The organism is Luteimonas sp. MC1828, from assembly GCF_016461615.1.
In the GTDB taxonomy this organism is placed as follows: Bacteria; Pseudomonadota; Gammaproteobacteria; order Xanthomonadales; family Xanthomonadaceae; genus Luteimonas.
This window is the reverse complement of sequence record NZ_JAEMNY010000002.1, coordinates 180,552-206,346: the sequence shown is the minus strand read 5'-3', so window position 1 is coordinate 206,346 and position 25,795 is coordinate 180,552. Positions and strand designations below refer to the sequence as shown.

Below are 25,795 nucleotides of genomic sequence, written 5' to 3'. Positions count from 1 at the left end.
TCAGTACGCGGCGAGGGAGTACTCGTAGGTGCCGCCCGTGGTGCTGACCTGCACCTCCACGATGCCGCCGCACTCGATCGGCTGCAGCCACAGCTCGCTGCCGAACTTCAGGCTGGCCGGATACTCGGGCAGGGCGCCGGCGGCGGTCAGTAGCGGGCAATTCCCGCGATTGGCGATTACCGCTTCGATGGCCACGTTGTCCGTGATGGATTGGATGACCAAATAGGTGATGGTCGAGTAGGCCGGGCCGGGACGTTCCTGCAGGCTCACGCGCAGCTTCGCCTCGCTGGCCACCTCTGCCGCGGCGGAGTAGGCCGCAGCGAGCGCGACGTCCTCGTCACTCGCGGGCGCGTAGTCCTCGGGCCGCGCGTTCACGGGCTCGTAGTCGCCCGGAAGCCGCGTGATGCCCGGGGCAATCTCGATCGGCGCCGGTTCCTCGGCAATCACGTCGAGTGACGCGTCCGACGTCGCTGCCTCTGCATAATTAGGCGGCAGGTTGCCAAACGTATACCCAACCAACAGCGCAGCCACTACGGTGGCGAAAATAGCCATCTTCGACTTCATGTCTTCCCCTGTGATGTATCCGCCATTGTGAGGCTCTGTCGCTGCCCGGTGCCGCTGAGCCGGTAGGTGGCGGAGGGCTGATGCTAGCCGGGATCAGTCGAGAGTCAGTGTTTGCGCCCTGTCTGCAGATTCATCACCAGCACCCAACTGAGGCGGAATTAAGACTTCCCCTACAGTTCGGGAGCCGGCTCGGGGCGTAGCGTGATGCCATGCCAGCAACGTCCGGCGCTCGCCAGCCTCCCTCCCCGGGTTGGCTGGCAGCCATCTGACCGGGCGGGCGTCGCATGGATAGCGGCGCTGCTGGCGACTCGCACTTGCCTCTCGCCGCAGCTGCGGGTGAGCTGGCATTGCCCCCACCTTCCACCCCCGCTGCCAAGCCCCTACCATCTGAGGACCTAGGGGAATTCACTGAACTATGACTACGGTTGATGCAGTCGTCTCTCAGTTCGGGGCCAGCGCCAAGCTGAAGCTCTCGAATCCCGGGGCCATTGGCTCTCCTGAAGACCAGCTCCGCGCCCCGTTCGAGCAATTGCTGTCTGATCTGGCCGCCCTCGGCAACTTCGCATCCGCCAAAGTGGTCGCCGTCGGCGAAACCTCTCTCTCCGACCTGAAGATTCGCCCCGACTACTCCGTCACCGTGCATAGCGCACTAGTCGGGTTCGTCGAACTCAAGGCCCCCGGCAAAGGTGCCGATCCACGCCGCTTCAAGGACAAGCACGACAAGGAACAGTGGGAGAAGCTAAAACAGCTGCCGAACCTGATCTACACGGACGGCAATAGCTTCAGCTTATGGCGCGATGGCGAACTGGTCGGCTCAATCGTGCACCTCTACGGTGACATTGAATCCGCCGGCATCGCGCTGAAGGGGAACATGGACCTGCTGTCAGTGTTCAATGACTTCCTGCATTGGCAGCCGACACCTCCGCGCAGCGTGAAGGAGCTTGCCATGATGTCGGCGCGCCTCTGCCGACTGCTTCGCGACGAGGTGGAGGAACAACTGGAGCGGGACTCGCCTGAGTTCAAGAACTTCGCATCTGACTGGCGCATGATGTTGTTCCCGGAAGCTACCGATCAGCGATTCGCCGACGGCTATGCGCAGGCAGTCACCTTTGGCTTCCTGATGGCAAGGGCGCAAAACGTCTCGCTACAGGGTGGCGTCGCCCCCGTGATTTCGGCGTTGAAGGCATCTGGCTCCCTGATCGGCAGCGCGATTCAGTTGCTGGTGGACGATTCAAGCAAGAACGCGATTAAGACCTCACTGGCCACGCTTTCGCGCGTTCTGGAGGTGGTGGATTGGCCAAAGCTATCCAAGGGCAAGTCGGATGCTTGGCTGTACTTCTACGAAGACTTCCTAGAGGTATACGACAACAAACTCCGGAAGCTGACCGGCTCCTACTACACACCGCCCGAGGTGGTGTCGGCGATGGTGCGCTGGACGGACGAGGTTCTGCGCGGCCCGGCGCACCACCTGCCGCAGGGCTTGGCGTCGCCAAAGGTCTGGCTGGTCGATCCGGCTACCGGCACCGGCACCTATCTGCTCGGCGTGCTGCGCCATATCGCCGAACAGGTGAAGGCGGATCAGGGCGAGGGAGCCGTGGCCGGCTACATCCATGCCGCGCTCGAACGCATAGCCGGGTTCGAGATACAACTCGGCCCCTATGCGGTGGCGCAGCTGCGTATGTTGGCTGAAGTAGTGGAACTCACCGGCGCAGCCCCGGAAAAGTCGCCAAACCTGTTCGTCACCGACACCCTCGGCAATCCCTACGACGATGGCGGCAAGATGGCGCAAATCTTCGCGCCGATCGCTGAGTCGCGGAAGGCGGCGAACAAGATCAAGCGCGATACACCGGTGACGGTGATCCTCGGCAACCCGCCGTACAAAGAAAAAGCCATGGGTAAGGGAGGTTGGGTCGAAACCGGTGACCCGGCACGCCATATCGACCCGTTGCTGGACGTATGGCAGCCACCGAAGGAACTGAAGGCCGGCGCTCATGCGAAACACCTTCGCAACCTCTATGTTTTCTTCTGGCGATGGGCTAGTTGGAAGATCTGGGATCATGGCCCGGGCGACAAGACCGGCATCGTTTGCTTCATCACGGTTTCGGGCTTCCTCAACGGCCCCGGATTCCAGCAGATGCGGGCGTGGCTGCGCGATACGTGCGATGACCTTTGGGTAGTCGATTGCTCACCGGAAGGTCATCAGCCGGAAGTGCCAACGCGCATCTTCCAAGGCGTCCAGCAGCCGGTGTGCATCGTCTTGGCCTCTAGGTCGTCAAAGACGGCAAAAGCAACGCCGGCGCGTGTTCGGTTCCGCGCCCTGCCGGAAGGTCACCGCAGCCTCAAATACGACGCGATGAAGGGCATCGACCTATTCGGCGACGGCTGGACGGATTGTCCGACAGATCGGTATGCCCCGTTCCTTCCGGCATCAACTGGCGCGTGGGCCAAATTTCCTGAGCTCGAAAGCCTTTTCACCTATGACGGTTCCGGTGTAATGCCCGGTCGAACGTGGGTCATTGCGCCAGACGCGGGGAGCTTGCTTGAACGCTGGAGTCGGCTCGTTACGGCAACGCCGGGCGTAGATCAAGAACGCTTTTTCCACCCGCATTTGCAAGGCGATAAGCACGTCAATAAGAAGGCAACCACTTCACTTCACGGGCATGAGGAGCGCCTGTTGGCGGTTTCCGCTGACAAGGGAGTGAGCATTACGCCCACACGCTACGGGTTTCGCTCTTTTGACCGGCAATGGATCATTCCCGATACGCGACTCATCAATCGCCCAAACCCGAAGTTGTGGGAATTGCAATCGGACAAGCAAATATTTTTCACCGCCGTTACCCGGAAGACGATAAGGAATGGACCGGCGCTAACAATCACTGGGGTGGTTCCAGACCTCGACCACTACAGCGGTCGCGGCGGCCGCGTGCTCCCTCTCTGGTCTAACGCTGACGCAAGCCAGTCGAACCTTTCGCCAAAACTGGCGGACGCTCTTTCAAAGCGGTACGGAAAGCCAGTGGCCGCTGAGGACGTGTTCAGCTACATCGCCGGCATCGCCGCGCACCCGGCGTACACGGCGAAGTTCCAAATGGACCTGAGCAAACCCGGTCTGCGCATCCCGTTAACTGCGGATGCGGACAGCTTTGCAGCGGTCGCCAGCGCCGGCCGCCGCGTGATCTGGCTGCACACCTACGGCGAACGAATGGCCGATGCGGGACAGGGGCGGCCTCAAGGCGCGCCGCGTGCGCATGCCGGCTCGCGCCCCACCGTTCCGAAGGATGGCGCCATTCCGCACCACGCGGCGCTACCGGAGGAACTGAGCTACGACGCAGAGAAACTTCGCCTGCACCTCGGCGATGGCTACATTGATCATGTAGCTCCGAAGGTCTGGGCCTACGAGGTTGATCGAAAGCAGGTCATCCTTCAGTGGTTCAGCTACAGAAAGCGCGACCGCAGCAAGCCAACGATGGGCGACAAGCGCCCGCCGTCGCCCTTGCAGACAATTCAGCCTGACCACTGGCTGGCCGAATACACCACCGACCTGTTGGACTTGCTCAATGTGCTGACCCTGTTGGTCGATTTGGAGCCGGAACAGGCGAAGCTGCTCGATAGAGTTTGCGGTGGCCCGCTGATTTCAGAAGCGGAGTTGCAGGCTGAGGGCGCCCTTGGGACTTCGCCGGTTGCAGACGCTCTCGGCGAATCGCAAGTGGAAGTGCAGCAGGGTTTGTTCTAACTCGCGTAAATATTGTCGAGTACAGACCCCGGGAAGAAACCTCGGATGAACAGCAAACCTCTGGGGCTTGTCCTGACTGCCATGAGTGCGTTTGCGGCATTGATCGACGAACTATGCGTTCGAATGGATGCGCTTCCACGGCATGGTTCGGAATGATCGCGCCCGAAACTCGGCTTAGCCTTGGCTCTGGTTTGCCGTGGATGGCCGAGCAATTCTTTCAGGCCGAAGCGGCACCTAATCCGATAGAGAGGACGACATGGACGAAACTGAGCTCAAGCGCCTCCTGAATCAGTTCGATCCCCTGCGTAACGCGCGCGACATGTCGGTTCAGCAGAACGGCATTACGACCGCACTGAAGGACATTCAACAACTACGTGATCTTGCGATGCCCGGCGACGCGATGCAGCGGTTATTCAAGGAGCAACGAGAACATCTCGCCGCGCTCCCTCGCTTGGGGGATAGCTTCGCTGATCAGTTCAGACAAATGCGGAGATTGACCGATTCGATAAATCCATCGCATGTGCTCGGCGAGGCATTCATGGCGCAGGCCGAGCGAACCGCGATGGCGCGCCTTGCAGAGGAGATGCGCGCGCCCTTCGAGTCTGTGCGAAAACTGTTGTTGCCTGACCATTCGCACATCGACGAGGTCATCAAGCGCTTCGCCGCCAACTCTGCTGCCGAGTGGCTGGCGGCCAACACCTTTGATCAGAATCCAATCGTTGCGATTTCGTCCGATGAATTCGACGAACAGCTTGTCGAACTATGCACCGTGCTCGCGAACGTGCGTGCAGCCGAAGCCGAAGGCAACTGTGGACTAACTTGGGAGCAGTGGCTTGCGCTCGCGAGCGCAGTCATGACCATCCTGATGTTTTGGTATCAATTACGCGACTCGGAAGCGATGGAGAAACGCCTTTCAGATGCGACCGCAGCGGGCGGTTCGCAGATTGCAGCGCTTATCGAGGCAAACGCCCGAGTAACCGACGCAAGACTGGTCGAGCTCACTGCGGCCATCGAGGAACTGAAGCCGGGCCGCCATGGCCCACCCGCTTCCCAATACGCCGTCATTGTTGACGTCTTGCGAGTTCGCGCGAAGCCCGAAGGTGCACAAATCGCACTGGCTCACGCAAACCAGATCGTCACGGTCACGGACCAGCGAGGGCGCTGGCTTCGCGTGAGGTATTACGATTACCAAGATGCGCGTCTCGTCGAGGGATGGTGCCGAAAGCATCACCTTCAGCTGATAGAGCGCATAGAAGCGTAGCCAGCGGCTGAACTGCCGCGAAGGCGTTACCGGGTACGAAAGTCGCCAACATCGTTCTGCCAATGGATCTCGGCCGATCGTACAATCACCAACGTTTCAAGTGGCGCAATTGGAGGAGTGGGATGAAGCTTGGGGGTCAAAGTTGGGGTCAAGTCGTGCCACTTCGCCTCACCAAGGGAGGGCCTTAGGCAGCGGCTTCGCGTCACCAAAAATCACGCTCAGCATTTGAGCATCGAAAGACGTATTGTCGAGACTGAACATTGCTTCGTGCTCCTCACTCGAGAGTATTGCCATGACGAGGGAGCGAATAGTTTCGTCGCAGAATTCAGATATGCGGATAAGCTCGGGCAACTTTGCAGCCCGAACCGTATCGCCATGTACGATTTTCGAGCGCACCACATACGCCTGCTTAACTAACTTGTAGTACCAGAGCCGACGCTCGCTGGAGTCTCCAATCAAAAACGCCACGCGTTCTGCGAGTTGGTGTGAGAGTTCGGCTTGAGACGAAGACAGCAACGCTTCCAACGCGGAGCAGTAGCCAGATATCTTGAACCCAATGTCGGACTCAGCTCTGGCGGTCATCGTATGGTGCAAGGCGCGCTGGATGCGCGATGTCTCCTGCGTTAACGACAACTTTGGCTTGGCGAAGGGGAAGTCTGGGAGTGTAACTTGCTCACGGTAGAACTCCCGCACTCTCTTGAGTTGCGTCCGTGAGCAAATGAGATCGGACATTTCTCCGTTGGCGCAAGTGTTCATCGACGCCAGATGATTACTCGTCCCGCCCAATCCCTCGCTGTTGACGAAGAAATAAAAGCCCGTTTCATCGTTGACCGAGTGATCAGTGAACAGCCACAGGATTGCGAGAAAGATCTCAACCTCATAGAGCTTCGACACTAGATGTTGCTCTGGAGTCACTCCTCCGGACGCAGGTTCGTGCGAGTAGATCACCGCCGATGCTTTGCGTATTGCTAGCTCCTCTAAGCCGCCAAGAAATTGAGAATGCTGCCGATCCAGCAGGCCATTAATTGTCACGGGGTCATTGGTGATGAACGTCGTATCGTTGATCTTGTCGCCGCGAGATAGGTTCTCGCTGATCGTGATGTTGTACAGCGCAGTGACGAATGTGTCGTTCATGATGGTAGGCAGTCAGCTTTGCGGCGTGGGCATTAGGATTCGCATCGTGCCTCGGTGTTCACGCGCCGATGCCATACGTTGCTGCAATCTGCGCAGCGATTGATCGGTGTGCCGCGGTGGCTCTTCGAAAGTGAATTTCGGTTTGGAACCGCGGCCAGTCGCCGGCCTTCCGAATGAGATAAACAACTTCGGCCTCTACGGTCTCCACGCTGAGACAATCGCGATCGATTGCGTTCGTATGGCACCAGATGTCGAGGTCCACCGCCGCGAACTCATGTCGCCATGCGTAGCCGTGATAGCCATGCTTGCCATTGGCCTTCCAGCCATATCGGAGCCGAGTTCCGACTGGTTGCCGGGTGATCCCAACGTAGATGGGCTCCCCTTGGGAGGAAGCCACGTACAGCTTGGGGGACTTCGACGCGGCGAGGCCGGAAAATTTTGTGCTTCCCTTAGGGCACTCGACCGAGAAGCGGTCGGGATGGCAAGCAATGCGATAACGGCCGAGATGCTGTACTTCCATCCGATAAATTCCTAGTGTGGGACTGGGACGGAATGACCGTCGTCACGGTAGTCTAAACAGATGAGACAGGTCCGGAGCATTAGTCAGCGCCATTGCTCCGTTAGGCAGCGCCCAAGTGCTCGGCGAACCTTCGACCAAACAGGATTTCAATGAACGCTTACATCGGAAGTTTCGTCCTATGAGCAATGTTCACATTAAGCGCGCTGTTGAGAACATCAAGAGCGGTACGACCATCTATACGCCGGTGATCGAGCTGATCGTAAATGCGATTCAGGCTATCGAATCTATGACTAGCGCGAAACCCGGTTGCGTGACGGTCGCCGTGAGTAGGTCGCCCCAGCTTGAGATGCAAGGAGAGGACAGCTCCATTCCTGCGGTCGAATCCTTCTTGGTTGAGGACAACGGGATAGGGTTTGACGATGTCAATCGTGACGCATTCGACACGCTCTACACGGACAACAAGATCAGTCAGGGCGGTAAGGGTTTTGGCCGTTTCACTTGCCTTAAATACTTCGAGAACGTTGAAATTGATAGCACCTTTGTCAGCGAAGGCGCTCTCAAGCGCAGGCAGTTCGAGATGGGAAAACAAACGGAAATCATCGTAAATGAGCGGATCGGTCCGGCAATCCGATCTGAGACAGGCACACTAATCAGACTAGAGTCGGCAAAGAAGGCCGGACTAGACAAGAAGCTGTCGACAATTGCTCGCGCCCTAGTGGAGAAGCTTCTTCCCTACTTGATTGCCGAGAACTATGTATGCCCGCGCATCGTTCTGAAGGAGGCCGACGCAAGTGAAGAGGTGGTCCTAAATGACTACCTTCACGAAAGCTCCGCAGTGATAAGCGAGATTCGCGCCATCGACCAAACGTTCTCCTTCGATGCAAACGGAAGCACCTATGACTTCAAAGTGCGCATCTTCAAGTTCTTCTCCCCAAGAAATGCTAAGAGCAAGATCAGCCTCGTAGCTCATAACCGCGAAGTCACCGAAGTCCCTACTCAGAGCTACATTCCTGAGTTCTCGGAGGACTTTTACGAGAAGGGAAGAGGCGACGCACCGGAGACCGGTCGGAACTACGTGGTAAAAACATACGTGTTCGGGGAATACCTGAATAAACATGTGTCCTTGGAGCGAGGCGGGTTCGAATTTCAGAAGGAACATGACGCGTTACATGGCATTTCGCAGTTTCAGATCGAAAAGAAGGCCGCCGAACTGACGCAGTGTGCAATTTCGGCGGAAGTGCTTTCGCGACAGCAGAAGAAGGCTGCGCAAATTACCTCGTACGTCGAGCATGAGGCCCCTTGGCATAGGACCATCATCAAGAAAGTTGACCTCAGTCAGTTTCCTTACAATCCCTCGCATGAGGAGATTGAGGCGCGACTGCAAGAGGAGAAGTTTAAAGACGAAGTCAAGATTCGGCGTGATGTCAATCGAATCTTGAATGATGCGAGCGTTGGTGCCTTCGAATCGGGCATATCTGACATCGTTGAGCGCATCTCCGAAACTAGCAAGAACGATCTCGTTCATTACGTTGCTCTCCGTAAGAACGTGCTTGCGCTATTCGAGAAGAGTCTGCAACTTGCGGCTAGCAACAACTATAAGAGCGAAGGGTTCGTACACGACATAATTTTTCCGCGCGGAAAGGACAGTGAGTCCGTCGGGTACGAAGACCATAACCTGTGGCTCATTGACGAGCGTCTGAACTTCACAAGATACCTGTCGTCAGATGTTCCGCTGAATGGTGCTAAGACCGAGCGGCCCGACATCATCTGCTTTGATCATCCCTTTGCCTACCGCGGCGATAACGAGCCGAGCAATCCGGTGACGATATTTGAATTCAAAAAGCCGCAGCGGGATGACTTCGCCAACGCCGCATCGAAAGAGGATCCCATTGAGCAGATAGTTCGCTACGTGAACAACATCCAAGACGGGAAGTTCAAGACACCCCAAGGGCGAAGTATCTTGGTGGCCGAGAACACGCCATTTTATGGTTATGTGGTTTGCGACCTCACCGAAAAGGTCAAGACGTGGCTGAAGCGACAGAAGAATTTTAAGGTGATGCCCGATGCTTTAGGTTGGTTCAATTGGTACGACAACATCAACCTCTACATCGAAGTTCTTAGCTGGGACAAAGTGCTAAAGGACGCAGGGATGCGTAACAGAGCCTTCTTCCACAAGCTTGGTATCTAGGGTTCGCCTGCTTCCGGGGAAGGCGGATTCAAGGCCCACAATTCCTAAGGGGAATAGATGGCATTGCTGCACGCCGGCGAAGATGCGGCGCAATGGCTCGCCCGGGCGGATGTCGCGATATACCTCGCCAAGCAGCAGGGCCGCGATCGCGTTGTGGTTCACGAAAGCGATGGCGCCAGCGTCAACTTGCCGACGTTGATCGGGTCGGGTTGGGTATCGGATTGAGTCGCAAGCTCCCCTCACCGCACTCAGGAGCCTAGTCACGCGCGCGTAGCCAGTCACCAGAGCTCGTCCACAGACACCGCTGCAGGCCCCGCATGCATTCGGCCTGCGCGCGCCCTCTCCCTACCCGAAACAACCGAAGCAAGCCTTCACTTGAGCCACCGTCCAGCCGATGGGCGCCCTGCGCTGGCGCCCGGATGGCTGCTGTAGCCTTAACAGAGAGTCGGGTTGCGGCGCCCGCCCTTGCCGGCCCAATCCTCAAAATTTGGGTAGCCAGCTGGGTAGCTGAAGAAAAATTTCCACCGCTAAACCAAGTTGTCTTATTGATATATAAAGAGATTTTTTAGGCCGTGAAAATCGCCAGCTGGAACGTCAACTCGCTCAACGTGCGCCTGCCGCACCTCGAGCAATGGCTGAAGGACGCCGCGCCGGACGTCGTCGGCATCCAGGAGACCAAGCTCGACGACGCGCGCTTCCCCGACGACGCGCTGGCCGCGCTCGGCTACCGCAGCGTGTTCTCGGGGCAGAAGACCTACAACGGCGTGGCGATCCTCGCGCGTGGCCAGGCGCCCGCCGACGTGCAGGTCGGCATCCCGGGATTCGAGGACGAGCAGAAGCGGGTGATCGCGGCCACCGTCGGCGACGTGCGCATCGTCAACCTGTACGTGGTCAACGGCCAGGACGTCGGCACCGACAAGTACGCCTACAAGCTGCGCTGGCTGGCAGCGGTCCGCGACTGGCTGGCGGCCGAGCGCGCACTGCATCCGCGGCTGGTGGTGGTGGGCGATTTCAACATCGCTCCCGACGCTCGCGACGTGCACGATCCGGCGGTGTGGAACGAGGGGCACATCCTCACCTCCACCGCCGAGCGCGATGCGCTGCGCGCCCTGCTGGATCTTGGCCTGCACGACGCGTTCCGCCTGCACAACGACGAGGCCGGCGTGTTCAGCTGGTGGGACTACCGCCAGGCGGCGTTCCGTCGCGACCTCGGCCTGCGCATCGACCTCACCCTGGTGTCCGACGCTTTGCGCGCCGAGGCCGTGGCAAGCGGCATCGACCGCGAGCCACGCACCTGGGAGCGCCCGAGCGACCACGCCCCGGCGTGGGTGCGCCTGGGCGTCTGAACGCAAACCAAAAAAAAAGGCCCGGCAGTGCCGGGCCTTTTTCACACCGACCTGATCAGGTCAGCGCACGCTGCCGCGCCGGAACAGGTTGACGATGGCGAGCAGGATCACCGCGCCGATCAATGCGGTGATCAGGAAGCCGACCCAGCCGCCACCCAGGCCCAGGCCGATGGCCGGCAGCAACCAGCCGCCGAGGAAGCCGCCGATGATGCCGACGATGATGTTGAGCAGGAGGCCCTGCTGTCCGTCGGTGCGCATGATCATGCTGGCCAGCCAGCCGGCGATGCCACCGACGATCAGGTAGATGATGAAATTCATTCGATTCTCCAGGTGGTCACGGGGGCCGAACCCGTATCTGGGACGGCGCCGGCGCAGTCTCCCGGCCTCCGCGTGACGGCTGCGTAGCGGCGAGGCGCCCTGGACGGGCTCAGGGCCCGCCGTGCTGGAGCAATGCGAGCAGCGCCTCGCGCGGCAGCTTTCCGGTCTCGTTGCGCGGGAGCGCCGTCACCAGGCGCAGCGGACGCGGCAGGAACACCGGGTCGATCGCCTGGCGCAGCGCGGCCTGGATGGCGGTTTCGTCGAGCTCCGGCGCCACCACGGCGGCGGCCAGCCGGCGCACCCCGAAGGCGTCGGGATCGAGCTGCAGCAGGGCGGCATCGCGGACACCCGGGATCGCCAGCAGGCGGCGGGTGAGGTCGCCGAGCGAGGCGCGCTTGCCGGCGATCTCCAGCAGGTCGGACTGCCGGCCGCACAGGCGGAAGCGTCCGTCCGGGCGCAGCTCGACGATGTCGGCCAACGCCACGGGCGCCGCGAGGTGGGCGGCATGCACAAGGGTGCCGTCGGGCTGTGGATGCAGTTCAACGCCGGGCAGCAGCGTCCATTCCTCCTCGCAAGCCGTGCGCCGGCGCGCCAGGATGCAGGTCTCGGTGGAGCCGAACATCTCGCGCACCTCGCAGCCGAAGCGGGCTTCCGCGGCGACCGCCAGCTCCACCGGCAACGCGGCCGTGGACGCGACGATGCCGGCCAGCGGCGGCAGCGTGATGCCCGATTCGACCAGCGCGCGCAGGTGCACGGGCGTGGTGACCAGCAGCGGCGGCAACGGCGCGTCGGCGAGCGCGGCGGCGATGTCGACCGGGAAGAACGGCCGCGCATCGTGCACCGCCACGCCGCCCACCAGCGGCAGCAGCACCGACATCTCCATGCCGTACATGTGCTGCGGCGGCACCGTGGCCACGATGTGCGCGGTGGCGCCATCGGGCAGCAGGCCGGCGAGCGCGGCGATGTTCTGCGCCGTGCTGGCCACGAAGCTGCGCCAGGTCTTGTGGTTGGCCTTGGGTGCGCCGGTGCTGCCGGAGGTGTAGCCGATGGCGACCGTGGCATCGCCCGCCACCAGCGGCATGGCGCCGTCGCGGTCGCCGCACGGCAGGGGGTCTGGCAGGCGCAGGTACTGCGGCAGCGGTGCGATGGCCTCGTAGCCGGCGGCATCGCTGTCGCCCAGGCAGTAGCTGTCGGGGTGGTGGGCGCAGACTTCATCGATCGCGGCGCGCGTACGCGACGGTGGCAGCAGTGTGGTCTGGCCGCGCAGCGTGGCCGCGGCGAACGCCACCAGGAACGCATAGCGGTGCTCGCAGAGGTTCACCGCGTACGGCCTGTCAGGCAGCAGCGCCGCCAGCGCCGTCGCCTGCGCCACGAAATCCGCCAGCGCCACGGGGCCGCCAGCGCCAAACGCCACGGCACGCGCAGGCACGCCTGACGCCAGCGGCGAAGCCAGAACGGCTGCGGCTTGCTGCCGCGGATGGGTTTCGATGACAGCCGACATGTTGCTGGATACTCCCTGGCGCGCGAGCGCCCCCTGTTCGCGGCCGAAGCCCATGCAACCACGGCGTTACTTTACGCTGGCCAACCCGAGTCCCCAAGGATCACCGCACCGATGCCGCTCGCCCCCGGCCAGCTCCAGGTCGGTCCCGTCCGCTGCGCCTGGCAGCCGTACCGCCATGGCGAGCCCGCCGAACCGCTGGTGCGGACCTGGCTGGCCGTTCAGCTCGGCGGCCCGCCGGCGTCGCTGCACATCACCCGCGAGATGCACGGCCGGCCGCTCCTGGGCGCCCATCACGGCGGGTTCGACACGAGCTGGAGCCACAGCGGCGACGGCCTGCTGATGGCGCTGGCCGCCGACGTGCGGATCGGGATCGACCTCGAGTTCGAGCGTCCGCGGCCCAAGGCCCAGGTGCTGGCCAACCGCTTCTTCGCCGCCAGCGAGGCGGCCACGCTGGCAGCGCTGCCCGATGACGCCCGCGAAGCCGCATTCGTCAGGCTGTGGTGCGCCAAGGAGGCGGTGCTCAAGGCCCACGGCCAGGGACTGTCGTTCGGCCTGCACCGGCTGGTGTTCGCGCCGGAGGGCGACGACTGGGCGCTGGTGGACTGCGACCCGGCACTCGGCGCGCCCGGCGACTGGACGCTGCACGCGTTCCGCCCCGCACCCGACTACCTCGCCACCGTCGCCTGGCGCCCGCACTGGCCCTGAGGCCGCGCCGCCTACAATGGGGGCATGACCGATCCCCGCCACTACGCCACGCTCGAAGCCGGACTTGCCGCCCTCGACCTCGCCCCGGCGCTGGCCGCGCCCCTGGCCACCTACCTCGACCTGCTGGCGCGCTGGAACCGCACCTACAACCTGACCGCGATCCGCGACCCGGGCGACATGGTCACACTCCACCTGCTCGATTCGCTGTCGATGCATGCGCACGTGCGCGATGTCGCCACGCTCGCCGACCTCGGCACCGGCGCCGGCCTGCCCGGCATCCCGCTGGCGATCGCGCTGCCTGCGCTCCAGGTCACGCTGGTGGAATCCAACGGCAAGAAGGCGCGGTTCCTGCGCGAGGCGGTGCGCACGCTCGGCCTGGCGAACGCGCGCGTGGCGGAATGCCGCGCCGAGGCCGTCGACCAGCCTGGTGCGTTCGACGCGATCACCGCGCGCGCCATGGCCACCCTGCCCGACATCCTCGCCGCCGGCGGGCACCTGCTCGCGCTCGAAGGCCGCCTGCTGGCGATGAAGGGCGCGAGGCCCGACGCCGAGATCGCCGCGTTGCCCGGCGAATGGCGGCTCGAAGCCGTGCATCCGCTCGCCGTCCCCGGTCTTGACGCCGAACGCCACCTCGTGGTGGTGCGACGCGCGGCCCGCGGCGGGGCATAATCACCGACCCGGCCGGGGTGTGGCCGGGGATCCCCGTCGTATTCCCTGCATCGAGGCAGCCGGAGCCCATGGCCCGCATCATCGCCATCGCCAACCAGAAAGGCGGCGTCGGAAAGACCACGACGGCGGTGAACCTTGCCGCCGCGCTCGCCGCCACGCCACAGCGCGTGCTGCTGGTCGACCTCGACGCCCAGGGCAACGCCACCATGGGCAGCGGCATCGACAAGCGCGAGGTCACGGCGTCCACCTGCGACGTGCTGCTCGAGGAAGTGCATGCCAGCGACGCCATCGTCGCCACGCCGGAAGGCTTCGACCTGATGCCGGGCAACACCGACCTCACCGCCGCCGAGATCGGGCTGATGGACGAGGAAGGCCGCGAGCAGCGCCTCAGGCGCGCACTCGACCCGCTGCGACCCAGGTACGACTACATCATCATCGACTGCCCGCCTGCGCTGTCGCTGCTCACGCTCAACGCGCTCACCGCCGCCGACAGCGTGCTGGTGCCGATGCAGTGCGAGTACTACGCGCTCGAAGGCCTCACATCGCTGCTGGCGACCATCGAGGCGCTGAAGGGCAAGCTCAACCCGGGACTGCAGATCGAGGGCGTGCTGCGCACCATGTTCGACGTGCGCAACAACCTCGCCAACGCGGTCTCGGCCGAACTGGTCAGCCATTTCGGCGACCAGGTCTTCCGCACCATCGTGCCGCGCAACGTGCGCCTGGCCGAGGCCCCCAGCCACGGACAGAGCATCGTCGGCTACGACCGCGGTTCGCGCGGCGCCATCGCTTACCTCGGCCTCGCCGGGGAGGTGTTGCGTCGCCAGCGCGAACGCGAACAGAAGGAGAAGGCGGCATGACCGCTGCAAAGAACGCGCCGGCGAAGGGCGTGGCCAAGAAGCGCGGGCTCGGACGCGGGCTGGAAGCCCTGCTCGGACCCAAGGCCGCCGAGGCGCCGGTGCTCGAGGCGCGTCCCGGCGACACCCTGCACTCGCTGCCGGTCGACGCACTGGCGCCCGGCAAGTACCAGCCGCGGCGACAGATGGACCCGGGCAAGCTTTCCGAGCTCGCGGAATCCATCAAGGCGCAGGGCGTGATCCAGCCGATCGTGGTGCGCGCGCTGCCCGATCGCACCTACGAGATCATCGCCGGCGAGCGCCGCTGGCGCGCGTCGCGCCAGGCAGGCCTGGCCGAAGTGCCGGTGGTGGTGCGCGATGTCGACGACCGCACCGTGGTCGCGATGGCGCTGATCGAGAACATCCAGCGCGAAGACCTGAATCCGCTCGAGGAAGCGCAGGCGCTGCAGCGCCTGATCGACGAATTCGACCTCACCCACGCCCAGGCTGCCGAGGCCGTCGGCCGTTCGCGCGCGGCGGTTTCCAACCTGCTGCGCCTGCTTGAGCTGCCGCCCGCCATCCGTCTCCTGCTCGAGGCCAAGCGCCTGGAGATGGGCCACGCGCGCGCGCTGCTGACGCTGTCGCCGGAGCTGGCCAGCAAGCTGGCCTCGGATGCCGCCGAGCACGGCTGGTCGGTGCGCGAGGTGGAACACCGCGCCCAGCAGTTCGCCGCCGGCCGCGTGCCGGCGAGCAGCCGCAAGAAGGCCACCACCGGCAGGGCGCGTCCGCAGGCCGACATCGCCGCGCTGGAGACCGAGCTCTCCGAATCGCTCGCGACCCGCGTGAGCATCGCCCACGGCCGCGGCAACAAGGGCCGCCTGGTCATCCACTACAGCGACCTGGACACGCTGGACGGGGTGCTGGAGCGCCTGCGCGGCACGCCCTGAAGCGGGGGCTGGCCACGACCGGAGCCCGCCAAATGGCGGGCTTCTTCATTTCGGGGCTGTCACTTTGTCCGTCCTGGCCGGGTCTCGGCGTTTCCCAGATTTCAGGGAGCGCCACTCAAGCTGGAGAACGCGATGAACCGTCTGCTGCCCGCCTGGTTCGCACTGGTGGTTTCCGTGGCGTCCTCCGGCGTTGCCGCGCAGAACATCGGCAACCATGCAGGCAACGGGGAGCAGGGATTCAGCGGCGACGACGGCCCGGCGGTGCAGGCCCAAGTCGATCGGCCGCAGGGTGTCGCGCTCGACGGCGATGGAAGCGTCGTGATCGCCGACACCTGGAACCACCGCATCCGTCGCATCGACAGCCAGGGCATCATCACCACGATCGCGGGTAACGGCGTGGCCGGCTTCAGCGGCGATGGTGGCCCCGCGACTTCGGCCAGCCTGAATCGCCCGACGGAACTCGCGATCGATGCCGCCGGCAACATCTACGTCGCGGACCGCAACAACAGTCGCGTTCGCAGGATCGCGGCCAACGGCACGATCACCACGTTCGCCGGCAACGGCAACTTCGGTTTCGGCGGCGACAACGGCCCGGCCACGGGTGCGACACTCGGCAGGCCGTTCGGCGTGGCGGTGGACGCCGCGGGCAATGTCTATATCGCCGATACCGACAACCATCGCATCCGCAAGGTGGCCGCCTCGGGCATCATCACCACGATCGCCGGGACCGGGCAGGAGAGCGAAGGCGGCGATGGCGGGCCAGCCCTGGCGGCAGGCGTACTGGCACCGTTCGATGTCGAAGCGCGTCCCGACGGAAGCATCTACCTGAACGGGTGGAACACGATCCGGAGGATTTCTCCCGGCGGCATCATCGACAGGATCGCCGGAACGGCTGGCGTCGAAGGTTTCGCCGGTGACGGTGGACCGGCGCGGCTGGCAACGCTGGCCTCCCCCGACTCCATGGGTTTCGACGCGTACGGAAACCTGTACGTCCTCGACTCGTTCAACCATCGAGTTCGCCGGATCAGCCCTGGCGGTACGATCACGACCGTTGCCGGAACCGGTGAAGACTCAGGCGTACCCGGCGACGGCGATGACGGCCCCGCGATCGATGCCTGGATCTGGCAACCGATCGGCCTCGCCGTTGCCGCCTCGGGTCGGTACTTCCTGGGTGACTACGGCCACAGCCGTGTCCGCGAAGTCGCCGCGCCATCCGCCGTGGAGCGCCTCGGCGACATGCAGCGGACGCTCGACCGCGAGAACCTGCGATCGAAGGCGAACGCGCCCGCCTTTCACCTCAGGCAGGCGCGGCGGTTGCTCGATGACGGCAATGCGGCGAACGACGTCCTGGCCTGCGGCGCGCTGCAGCGTTTCGAATCCAGCGTGGAGGGCATGGTGGCCACCGGACGCATCGGCGAACCCGCCGGCCTCGATATGGTGCTCTGGTCCGAAGTCCTGCGTTCGGACATCGCACCCTGCGTCGCTCCCCAGCGCGCCCGCCGCCAGGGCGCATAGACCCCCAGCCCACGGGTGCCCCGCGGCCCGGCGGGACCAAGTCTTGCAATGACCCCCCGCATTGCAGCAAAATGCCCGGCTCGCTGCGCCCGCCTTCCTCGCGGAAGGCCCTGGCGGCCCGGAAATGCGATTCCGGCGCCCCTCGGCAGCGCCTACAGACCCGTATCGCGTGGCGTGCCCTGAGGGGTGTGCCGGGGCCGCCGTTCCCCAGGCCATGGGGTGCAACCAACACCATCGAGGTGCGTAATGTCCCGTGTATGCCAGGTGACCGGCAAGCGCGTGCAGAGCGGCAACAACGTCTCGCACGCCAACAACAAAACCCGTCGTCGTTTCCTTCCCAACCTGCACGAGCGCCGCTTCTGGGTCGCCAGTGAGAACCGTTGGGTGAAGCTGCGCGTTTCCGCTGCCGCCATGCGCACCATCGACAAGAACGGCATTGACGTCGTCCTGTCCGATCTCCGCGCCCGCGGCGAAAAGGTCTGAGGAGCACACGACAATGGCAGGCAAGCGCGACAAGATCCGTCTGATTTCCTCGGCCAACACCGGGCATTTCTACACCACGGACAAGAACAAGAAGAACACCCCGAACAAGATGGAGATCAAGAAGTACGATCCCGTCGTCCGGAAGCACGTGATCTACAAGGAAGGCAAGATCAAGTAAGGTCCCGCCGACCGGATCCAGGAAAAGCCCGCCGCAAGGCGGGCTTTTTCGTGGCAGGCCCGCCAGCAGCCGGCACCACGCGCGCCCGGTTGTGGGCCTAAACTCCGGCATCGGGTTGAGGGGACGCGGATGCTGCCTGGCTGGATGCTGCTGCTGGTGTCGCTCGGCTATGCCGCGCTGCTGTTCGCTGTGGCGTGGTGGGGCGACCGCCATCCGGTGCACCTGCGCCCCGGAAGCAACTGGCTGCGGCCGATGGTCTACAGCCTGTCGCTGGCGGTGTACTGCTCGTCATGGACCTTCTACGGCGCGGTAGGCACCGCCGCGCGCAGCGGCATCGGCTACTTCGCGATCTACCTCGGTCCGCTGCTGATGCTGCTGTTCGGCTGGCGCATCCTCGAGCGCCTGGCGCTGATCGCGCAGACCCAGAGCACGGTGTCGATCGCCGACTTCATCGCTGCGCGCTATGGCCGCTCGCAGCGCCTGGCCGCGCTGGTCACGTTGATCGCCCTGCTGGCCGCAGTGCCCTACCTCGCGCTGCAGTACAAGGCGGTCACGCTGAGCCTGCATGTGCTGGGCGGCGGCCGCGACACCGTGCTCGACCGCATCGGCGACCCGGCGATCTACGTGGCGGTGCTGATGGCGCTGTTCGCGATCCTCTACGGCACCCGCCAGGTGGACGCCACCGAGCACCGCCCCGGCATGATGCTGGCGATCGCGCTGGAGTCGATGGTCAAGCTGGTGGCGCTGATCTTCGTCGGCGTGTTCGCGGTGCGCTGGCTTGGCGCCAACGACCTGCCACTGGCCGATGCGACGCGCGCCCTGGTCGACAACGCGCCGCCGGTGGGATTCATCGGCCAGACCCTGCTCGCGTTCACCGCGATCATCTGCCTGCCGCGGCAGTTCCACGTGGCGGTGGTGGAATGCGTGAACGTGGCCGACATCCGCCGCGCGCGCTGGATGTTCGGCACCTACCTGATCCTGGTGTCGGCGGCGGTGCTGCCGATCGCCGGCGCCGGCGTTGCGATGTTCGGCAGCGACGGCGCGGTGGCGCCCGACACCTTCGTGCTGGCGCTGCCGCTGGCCGAGGGCAACGACATGCTGGCGCTGTTCGCCTATGTCGGCGGCTTTTCGGCGGCGACCGGCATGGTGATCGTGGCCTCGGTGGCGCTGGCCACCATGGTCAGCAACGACCTGGTGATGCCGCCGCTGCTGGCGCGCGGCTGGGCGCAGCGCCACGACGGCAACGTCGCGTCCACCGTGCTGTGGATCCGGCGCGTGGCGATCGTGTGCTTTGCCGCGATGGCCTATGGCTATTACCGCGTCAGCGGCAGCGACACCACGCTCGCCGCCTACGGCCTGATGTCGTTCGCCGCGGTGGCACAGTTCGCGCCGGCGCTGATCGGCGGCCTGTACTGGCGCGGCGCCAGCCGCCAGGGCGTGGAGGCGGGGCTTCTGCTCGGCTTCGGCATGTGGGTCTACACGCTGCTGCTGCCGACCCTGACCGACGCCGGCTGGTTCGACAGCACGTGGCTGGTCGCCGGGCCCTTCGGCCTCGACTGGCTGCGCCCGCGGCAGATGTTCGGCCTCGCGGGCTGGGACGCGCTGACCCACGGCACGTTCTGGTCGCTGCTGGTGAACGTCGGCACGCTGTTCCTGGTCTCGGCGCGCTGGCGCCCCGGCTTCGAGGAGCGCCTGCGCACCGCGCCGTTCCTGGATCCCTACTCCACCGCGCGCGAGCCGCTCGGCAGCGGCGTGTCGCACAGCGGCGTGCTGGTCGGCGACCTGCTGACGCTCGCCGGGCGCATCGTCGGCGAGGCCACCGCGCGCCGCGCGTTCGACGACCACGCGCTGGCCAGCGCGCGCGAACTGCAGCCCGCGGCGGCGGCGGACCGCAGCTGGGTGCAGTTCACCGAACGCCTGCTGGCGGCGGCGATCGGTGCGTCGTCCGCACGGCTGGTGCTGACCAGCGCGCTCAAGGGCTCGGGCATGGACGTGGCCGAGGTGGTCGCGGTGCTCGACGAGGCCGGCCAGGACCTGCGCTTCGACCGCGCGATCCTGTCCGCCACGCTCGACAACCTCGACCAGGGCGTCAGCGTGGTCGACCGCGGCATGCGCCTGGTGTCGTGGAACCGGCGCTACCTGGAAATGTTCGGCTATCCGGACGGCATGCTCTACGTCGGCCGCCCGGTCGCCGACCTGATCCGCTACAACGCGCTGCGCGGCGAGCTGGGCGGTGGCAACCCCGACGTCGAGGCGGAGATCGCCAAGCGCGTCGACTACATGCGCGCCGGCTCGCCCTACGTGTTCGAGCGCGTGCGCGCCTCGGGCCAGGTGGTGGAGATGCGTGGCCAGCCGCTGCCCGGCGGCGGCTACGTGACCAGCTACAGCGACGTCACCGAGTACAAGCGGGTCGAAGGCGCCCTTCGCGAGGTCAACGAGACGCTCGAACAGCGCGTCGCCGAACGTACCCGCGAAGCCGAAGCCGCGCAGGCATCGCGCACGCGGTTCCTGGCCGCGGTCAGCCACGACGTGCTGCAGCCGCTCAACGCCGCGCGCCTGTTCGCCTCCGCGCTGCGCGAAAGCGACACCGTGGCCGAGCAGCGCCACCTCGCCGAACGCGTCGACACCTCGCTGCGCGCCGCCGAGGAACTGCTGGAAGGCCTGCTCGACGTCTCGCGCCTGGACGCCGGCGCGCTGCAGCCGCAGCTCGGCGATTTCGACGCCACCGAGCTGATGGAGCAGCTGGTCGCGCAGTACGCGCCGCTGGCGGCCGCGCGCGGCATCGACCTGCGCGTGCACGGCGGCCACCTGCCGGTGCGCAGCGACCGCCGCCTGCTGCGCCGCGTGCTGCAGAACTTCCTGGCCAACGCGCTGCGCTACACGCGCGAAGGCCGCATCGTGCTCGCCGCGCGGCCGCGTGGCGACGAGGTGGAACTGCAGGTCTGGGACACCGGGCCGGGCATCCCCGATTACCACCTGCGGCAGATCTTCGAGGAATTCTTCCGCCTCGAGCACCCCGGCAGCTGGGACGAGCAGGGCCTGGGGCTGGGGTTGTCGATCTGCCAGCGCATCTCGGCGGTCCTCGACCACCAGCTCGACGTGCGCTCGCGGAGCGGCCGCGGCAGCATGTTCTCGATCCGCGTGCCGCGCGCCGCGCACGCCGAGCCGACGCCGGAAACGTTTCAGGGCGGCGGCCTGCCGGACTCGCTGGCGGGCCTGCGCGTGCTGTGCGTGGACAACGACCCCGACATCCTCGCCGGCATGGCGGTGCTGCTGGGCCGCTGGAAGATCGACGTGCTGCGCGCGGGCACCGTGGACCAGGCGCTGGCGCAGATGGCCGGCGAACCGGACGTGCTGCTGGTCGACTACCACCTGCACGACCGCCTCGACGGCCTGGACACGCTGGATGCGCTGCGCGAACACGCGCCGCACCTGCCCGGCGCGCTGGTCACCGCCGACGGCAGCGACCAGGTGAAGCGCGCCGCGCGCGCACGCGGCTACCGGGTGCTGACCAAGCCGATCAAGCCGGCATCGCTGCGTGCGTTCCTGGCGGCACAGCGCAGCCAGCAGCGACGCGCCGACGCTTGACCGCCGCTCTCATGCGGCGCCTGCACGACGCGATCAGTCGCCCGCTTCGTCCGGCTGCGGCGCGATGCTGCCCGGGTCCAACGCCAGCCTGCCGGCCACCAGAACCGCCTGGGTGCGGTTGCTGGCGCCGAGCTTGCGCAGGATCGCGGTCATGTGCGCCTTGATGGTGGCTTCCGACACGCCCAGCTCGTAGCCGATCTGCTTGTTGAGCAGGCCCGCGCCGAGCATCTGCAGCACGCGGAACTGCTGCGGGGTGAGCTCGGCGACGCGGCGGGCGGCGTCGTGTTCATCGGCGCCGGCGGCCGGCGCCGCGCGCGCCGCGGCGGGCGCCCAGCGGTCGCCGTCGAGCACGGCGGTGATGGCCTGGCCGAGCGTGCCGGCATCGGCAGACTTGGGGATGAAGCCCATCGCGCCATGGTCCAGCGCGCGGCGCATCACCCCGGGTTCCTCGCGCGCCGACACGACCACGATCGGCAGCTCCGGATGCTGCGCGCGCAGGTGCACCAGCGCGCTGAAGCCGTGCGCGCCGGGCATGTTGAGGTCGAGCAGCAGCAGGTCGGCGTCGGCCTCGGCCTCGACCATCGCGTACAGCGCCTCGACGCTGTCGGCCTCGCGCAGCGTGGCCGCGGGCAGCACGCGCGCCACGACGCCGCGCAGCGCCTCGCGGAACAGCGGGTGGTCGTCGGCAATGAGCAGGGTGGTCACGTGGCGGGGCGCGCTGCGGTCATTGCGGCGGTGGGCAGGGTTGATGTCATGGCTGGCGGCGGTTGCCGAGCAGCGCGTCGACGACCGAAGGGTCCGCCAGCGTGCTGGTGTCGCCAAGCTGGTCGGGCGCGTTCTCGGCGATCTTGCGCAGGATGCGGCGCATGATCTTGCCGGAGCGCGTCTTGGGCAGCGCGGTGGCCCACTGCAGGAAGTCGGGCGAGGCGATCGGCCCGATCTCGCGGCGCACGTGCGCCACCAGCTCCTTCAGCAGCGCGTCGCTCTCCACCTCGCCCGCCACCAGGGTGACGTAGGCGTAGATGCCCTGGCCCTTGATGTCGTGCGGGAAGCCGACCACCGCGGCCTCCGCGACCTTGGGGTGCAGCACCAGCGCGCTTTCGACCTCGGCGGTGCCGATGCGGTGGCCGCTGACGTTGATCACGTCGTCGACGCGACCGGTGATCCAGTAGTCGCCATCGGCGTCGCGGCGGCAGCCGTCACCGGTGAAGTAGGTGCCGGGATAGGTGCTGAAGTAGGTCTCGATGAAGCGCTGGTGGTCGCCGTACACGGTGCGCATCTGGCCCGGCCACGAATCCAGGATGACCAGGTTGCCCTCGCCTTCGCCTTCGATGATCTCGCCGGCGGGATCCACCAGCGCCGGGCGCACGCCGAAGAACGGCTGCGTGGCGGCGCCGGGCTTGGCGTCGATGGCGCCGGGCAGCGGCGAGATCATGATCCCGCCGGTCTCGGTCTGCCACCAGGTGTCGACGATCGGGCAACGGCCGTCGCCGACCACGTCGTTGTACCAGCGCCAGGCCTCCGGATTGATCGGCTCGCCGACGCTGCCCAGCAGGCGCAGCGATGCGCGCGACGTGCGCTTGACGGGTTCGTCGCCCTCGCGCATCAGCGCGCGGATCGCGGTCGGCGCGGTGTAGAAGATCGTGACCTTGTGCCTGTCGATGACCTGCCAGAAGCGCGAGGCGTCCGGGTAGCTGGGGATGCCCTCGAAGATGAGCGAGGTGGCGCCGTTGGCGAGCGGCCCGTAGACGATGTAGCTGTGGCCAGTGACCCAACCGACGTCGGCGGTGCACCAGTAGACGTCGTTGTCCTTGAGATCGAACACGCACTCGTGGGTGTATGCCGCGAACAGCAGGTAGCCGCCGGTGGTGTGCAGCACGCCCTTGGGCTTGCCGGTGGAACCCGAGGTGTAGAGGATGAACAGCGGGTCCTCGGCGTTCATGCGCTCGGGTTCGCAGGTGTCGGGCTGGCTGTCGACCACGGCGTCATACCAGCGGTCGCGCGGCATCTGCATGTCCACCGCGCCACCGGTATGGCGCACCACCAGCACGGTCTCGATGGTGGTGGTGCCGGGCATCTTCAGCGCGGCATCGACATTCGCCTTGAGCGGCACGGTCTTGCCGCCGCGGCGGCCTTCATCCGCGGTGATCACGAGCTTGGAGCCGCAGTTGCCGATGCGATCGGCGATCGAGTTCGGCGAGAAGCCTCCGAACACCACGGTGTGCACCGCGCCGATGCGCGCGCAGGCGAGCATGGCCACCGCGGCCTCGACGATCATCGGCAGGTAGATGGTGACGCGGTCACCCTTGGCGATGCCGAGGTTGCGCAGCGCGTTTGCCAGCCGGCACACGCGCGCATGCAGCTCGCGGTAGCTCACCCGCTGCACGTCGCCATCCGGCGAATCCGGCTCGAAGATCAATGCGGTCTTGTCGCCTCGGGTAGCGAGGTGCCGGTCCAGGCAATTGACGCTGGCGTTGAGTTCGCCGTCGCCGAACCAGCGGATGTGCAGGTCGTCACGGTCGAAGCTGACGTCGCGGATCTCGCTGGGCGCCTTCATCCAGTCCAGGCGGGTGGCGATGCGCGCCCAGAACGCGTCCGGGTCGCGGATCGACTCGGCGTAGTCGCGCGCGTAGTCGGCGCGGGTGACATTGGCACCGGCAGCGAAGGCGTCGGGCACGGGATACACGGTCTGCGGGTCGGTCATGTCGGCTCACCGGTGGAACGTCGAACCACAAGTGTGCCGCATCGCAACGCACGTGGCCTTAGACCTTCGTCGCGCCACGCCCCGTATTCGACCAATGGCGAATAGGCGACCCGCAAGGGGTCGCGCAGTCTGCGGGCGACCGCCCACTCGGCGGCAAATCCGTGCTGCGTCAATTCCGGAGGGGAACATGACCGCAATGCCTGTCCCACGTGGGACCTTGTTGGACAGGCCGGGGCCTGTTGCGAAAGCGCCTCGGCGCGTGCTCGCGACAGCGGTCCTGGTCGCACTGCTGGCGCCGGGAATGGCGTTCGCGCAAACCGCGAAGGAACAGGAGCTCGAGGCGCGCGTCGCCCAGCTCGAACGCATGGTCGAACAGCTGCTGTCGCAGCAGCAGCAGACCGCGACCACGGTGGCCGAGACGCGTGCCGAGGTGACCGAGGTACGCAGCGCCCAGGCGGGCACGCCGCCGGTCGACGGCAAGCCGCGCATCCAGAGCACGCCGATCATGACCGCCGCCAACCCGGGGACCACGTTCTCGTACGGCGGCAACATCAAGTTCGACACCATGGTCACCGACACCAGCGACGGCCGCATCGCAGACGGTTCCGCAGGACGGCTGTTCTACCTGCCATCCGCGATCCCGGTGGGCGGCCCGGGTGCCGATGGCGGCGACGTCTACACCGACCAGCACGCGCAGTTCTCGCGCTTCTGGTTCAGCGCCGACCACGTCACCGAGGGCGGCCAGAAGGTCAAGGCCTACATCGAGGCCGACATGTTCGGCGGCGGCAGCAATGCCCTGCTCGGCAACGAGACCGCCACCAACACCTACGGCGTGGCGCTGCGCCATGCCTACGTGAGCTGGAACGAATGGCTGGCCGGCCAGACCTGGTCCAACTTCATGGACGTGGCCGCGCTGCCGGAGGCGGTCGACTTCGTCGGCCCCACCGACGGCACGATCTTCGTGCGCCAGGCGCAGCTGCGCTACACCAAGGGACCGTGGTCGGTATCGATCGAGAACCCGCAGACCACGGTCACGCCGTACCTCAACGCCGGCGCGCGCTTCAACACCGGCGACAACGTGCTCCCCGACCTCACCGCGCGCTGGACCACCAAGGGCGACTGGGGCCACTTCAGCGTTGCCGGCCTGCTGCGCCAGTTCAAGTGGCTGGATGAAACCGCGACCGGCGCGGCCGTCAGCGTGTCCGGCCGCTTCAACATGGGCCCCAGCGACGACATCCGTTACGCCGTCAACGCCGGCTCCGGCATCGGCCGCTACCTGGCGTTCGGCCTCGGCAGCGACGTGGTGGTCGACGCCAGCGGCGACCTCGACGCACTCGACGGCTACGGCGCGTTCGTGGCCTGGCGCCATGCGTACACGCCCAAGCTGCGCAGCAACCTCATGTACTCGCGCGCCGAGTTCGACAACGACAAGGCCATCACCGGCTTCGGTGTCACCGAGGCCGCGCACTCGTTCCACGCCAACCTGATCTATTCGCCGTTCCCGAAGCTCGACGTCGGTGCGGAGCTGATCTTCGGCCAGCGCTTCCTCGAGGACGACCGCGAGGGTGACCTGACCCGCCTGCACACCCACATCAAGTACACCTTCTGAGG

Annotated in this window: 21 protein-coding genes; 14 read left to right on the top strand and 7 right to left on the bottom strand. The window is 65.4% G+C overall.

The features are described from left to right. Positions 1 to 564, bottom strand: coding sequence for a hypothetical protein (locus tag JHB91_RS10780; protein ID WP_199472865.1), 564 nt, complete (start codon positions 562 to 564; stop codon positions 1 to 3). Positions 565 to 979: 415 nt separating this feature from the next. Here JHB91_RS10780 and JHB91_RS10775 point away from each other — a divergent pair, with 415 nt between their 5' ends. Together JHB91_RS10775 and JHB91_RS10770 are read left to right on the top strand one after the other, a co-directional pair. Further along, positions 980 to 4,294: a type ISP restriction/modification enzyme gene (locus JHB91_RS10775; RefSeq protein WP_199472864.1), complete on the top strand. Its 3,315-nt coding sequence runs from the start codon at positions 980 to 982 to the stop codon at positions 4,292 to 4,294. A gap of 256 nt (positions 4,295 to 4,550) precedes the next feature. Further along, positions 4,551 to 5,555, top strand: coding sequence for an SH3 domain-containing protein (locus JHB91_RS10770; RefSeq protein ID WP_199472863.1), 1,005 nt, complete (start codon positions 4,551 to 4,553; stop codon positions 5,553 to 5,555). Positions 5,556 to 5,723: 168 nt separating this feature from the next. Here the strand turns inward: JHB91_RS10770 and JHB91_RS10765 are convergent, their stop codons facing one another. Next, on the bottom strand, positions 5,724 to 6,689 hold the full coding sequence (locus JHB91_RS10765; RefSeq protein WP_199472862.1) for a HEPN domain-containing protein: 966 nt from the start codon (positions 6,687 to 6,689) through the stop codon (positions 5,724 to 5,726). A 58-nt stretch (positions 6,690 to 6,747) separates the two neighbouring features. Then, positions 6,748 to 7,209, bottom strand: a complete 462-nt coding sequence (locus JHB91_RS10760; protein WP_199472861.1) for a hypothetical protein — start codon at positions 7,207 to 7,209, stop codon at positions 6,748 to 6,750. A gap of 178 nt (positions 7,210 to 7,387) precedes the next feature. On the opposite strand from JHB91_RS10760, the gene JHB91_RS10755 reads away from it, so the two are divergent. From JHB91_RS10755 to xth, 3 genes are all read left to right on the top strand, one after another. After that, complete coding sequence (locus JHB91_RS10755) at positions 7,388 to 9,397, top strand: ATP-binding protein (protein ID WP_199472860.1); 2,010 nt, start codon at positions 7,388 to 7,390, stop codon at positions 9,395 to 9,397. Positions 9,398 to 9,454: 57 nt separating this feature from the next. After that, complete coding sequence (locus JHB91_RS10750) at positions 9,455 to 9,622, top strand: hypothetical protein (protein ID WP_199472859.1); 168 nt, start codon at positions 9,455 to 9,457, stop codon at positions 9,620 to 9,622. Between the two features lie 347 nt (positions 9,623 to 9,969). Continuing rightward, positions 9,970 to 10,743 carry an exodeoxyribonuclease III gene (gene xth, locus JHB91_RS10745; protein WP_199472858.1) on the top strand — a complete coding sequence of 258 codons (774 nt, stop codon included), beginning with the start codon at positions 9,970 to 9,972 and terminating at the stop codon, positions 10,741 to 10,743. Positions 10,744 to 10,803: 60 nt separating this feature from the next. Here the strand turns inward: xth and JHB91_RS10740 are convergent, their stop codons facing one another. Both JHB91_RS10740 and JHB91_RS10735 read right to left on the bottom strand, forming a co-directional pair. After that, a complete protein-coding gene (locus JHB91_RS10740; RefSeq protein ID WP_199373942.1) occupies positions 10,804 to 11,061 on the bottom strand; it encodes a GlsB/YeaQ/YmgE family stress response membrane protein in 258 nt (85 codons plus the stop codon). Positions 11,062 to 11,170: 109 nt separating this feature from the next. After that, positions 11,171 to 12,562 (bottom strand): AMP-binding protein, encoded by a 1,392-nt coding sequence (locus JHB91_RS10735; protein WP_199472857.1) that lies wholly within the window; start codon positions 12,560 to 12,562, stop codon positions 11,171 to 11,173. A 111-nt stretch (positions 12,563 to 12,673) separates the two neighbouring features. On the opposite strand from JHB91_RS10735, the gene JHB91_RS10730 reads away from it, so the two are divergent. The 8 genes from JHB91_RS10730 to JHB91_RS10695 all read left to right on the top strand — a co-directional run bounded on the left by JHB91_RS10730 (position 12,674) and on the right by JHB91_RS10695 (position 21,480). Then, positions 12,674 to 13,267 carry a 4'-phosphopantetheinyl transferase superfamily protein gene (locus JHB91_RS10730; RefSeq protein WP_199472856.1) on the top strand — a complete coding sequence of 198 codons (594 nt, stop codon included), beginning with the start codon at positions 12,674 to 12,676 and terminating at the stop codon, positions 13,265 to 13,267. Between the two features lie 24 nt (positions 13,268 to 13,291). After that, positions 13,292 to 13,936 (top strand): 16S rRNA (guanine(527)-N(7))-methyltransferase RsmG, encoded by a 645-nt coding sequence (gene rsmG / locus JHB91_RS10725; protein ID WP_199472855.1) that lies wholly within the window; start codon positions 13,292 to 13,294, stop codon positions 13,934 to 13,936. Between the two features lie 68 nt (positions 13,937 to 14,004). Next, a complete protein-coding gene (locus JHB91_RS10720; protein ID WP_199472854.1) occupies positions 14,005 to 14,793 on the top strand; it encodes an AAA family ATPase in 789 nt (262 codons plus the stop codon). Beyond that, complete coding sequence (locus JHB91_RS10715) at positions 14,790 to 15,716, top strand: ParB/RepB/Spo0J family partition protein (protein WP_199472853.1); 927 nt, start codon at positions 14,790 to 14,792, stop codon at positions 15,714 to 15,716. Before JHB91_RS10720 ends, JHB91_RS10715 begins: the two co-directional genes overlap by 4 nt. A 132-nt stretch (positions 15,717 to 15,848) precedes the next feature. Next, positions 15,849 to 17,231, top strand: coding sequence for an NHL repeat-containing protein (locus JHB91_RS10710; protein WP_199472852.1), 1,383 nt, complete (start codon positions 15,849 to 15,851; stop codon positions 17,229 to 17,231). A gap of 246 nt (positions 17,232 to 17,477) precedes the next feature. After that, entirely contained in the window at positions 17,478 to 17,714 is a 237-nt protein-coding gene (rpmB, locus tag JHB91_RS10705; RefSeq protein WP_182824244.1) for a 50S ribosomal protein L28, read from the top strand. Between the two features lie 13 nt (positions 17,715 to 17,727). Further along, entirely contained in the window at positions 17,728 to 17,892 is a 165-nt protein-coding gene (rpmG, locus tag JHB91_RS10700) for a 50S ribosomal protein L33 (protein WP_078757955.1), read from the top strand. 129 nt (positions 17,893 to 18,021) lie between these two features. After that, positions 18,022 to 21,480 carry a PAS domain-containing hybrid sensor histidine kinase/response regulator gene (locus tag JHB91_RS10695; RefSeq protein ID WP_199472851.1) on the top strand — a complete coding sequence of 1,153 codons (3,459 nt, stop codon included), beginning with the start codon at positions 18,022 to 18,024 and terminating at the stop codon, positions 21,478 to 21,480. Positions 21,481 to 21,513: 33 nt separating this feature from the next. Here JHB91_RS10695 and JHB91_RS10690 read toward each other — a convergent pair whose 3' ends face one another. Further along, positions 21,514 to 22,185 carry a response regulator transcription factor gene (locus tag JHB91_RS10690; protein ID WP_199472850.1) on the bottom strand — a complete coding sequence of 224 codons (672 nt, stop codon included), beginning with the start codon at positions 22,183 to 22,185 and terminating at the stop codon, positions 21,514 to 21,516. A 46-nt stretch (positions 22,186 to 22,231) separates the two neighbouring features. After that, entirely contained in the window at positions 22,232 to 24,184 is a 1,953-nt protein-coding gene (gene acs, locus JHB91_RS10685) for an acetate--CoA ligase (protein ID WP_199472849.1), read from the bottom strand. Positions 24,185 to 24,380: 196 nt separating this feature from the next. Here acs and JHB91_RS10680 point away from each other — a divergent pair, with 196 nt between their 5' ends. Then, positions 24,381 to 25,793, top strand: a complete 1,413-nt coding sequence (locus tag JHB91_RS10680; RefSeq protein ID WP_199374375.1) for a DcaP family trimeric outer membrane transporter — start codon at positions 24,381 to 24,383, stop codon at positions 25,791 to 25,793. Positions 25,794 to 25,795: the final 2 nt, after the last annotated feature.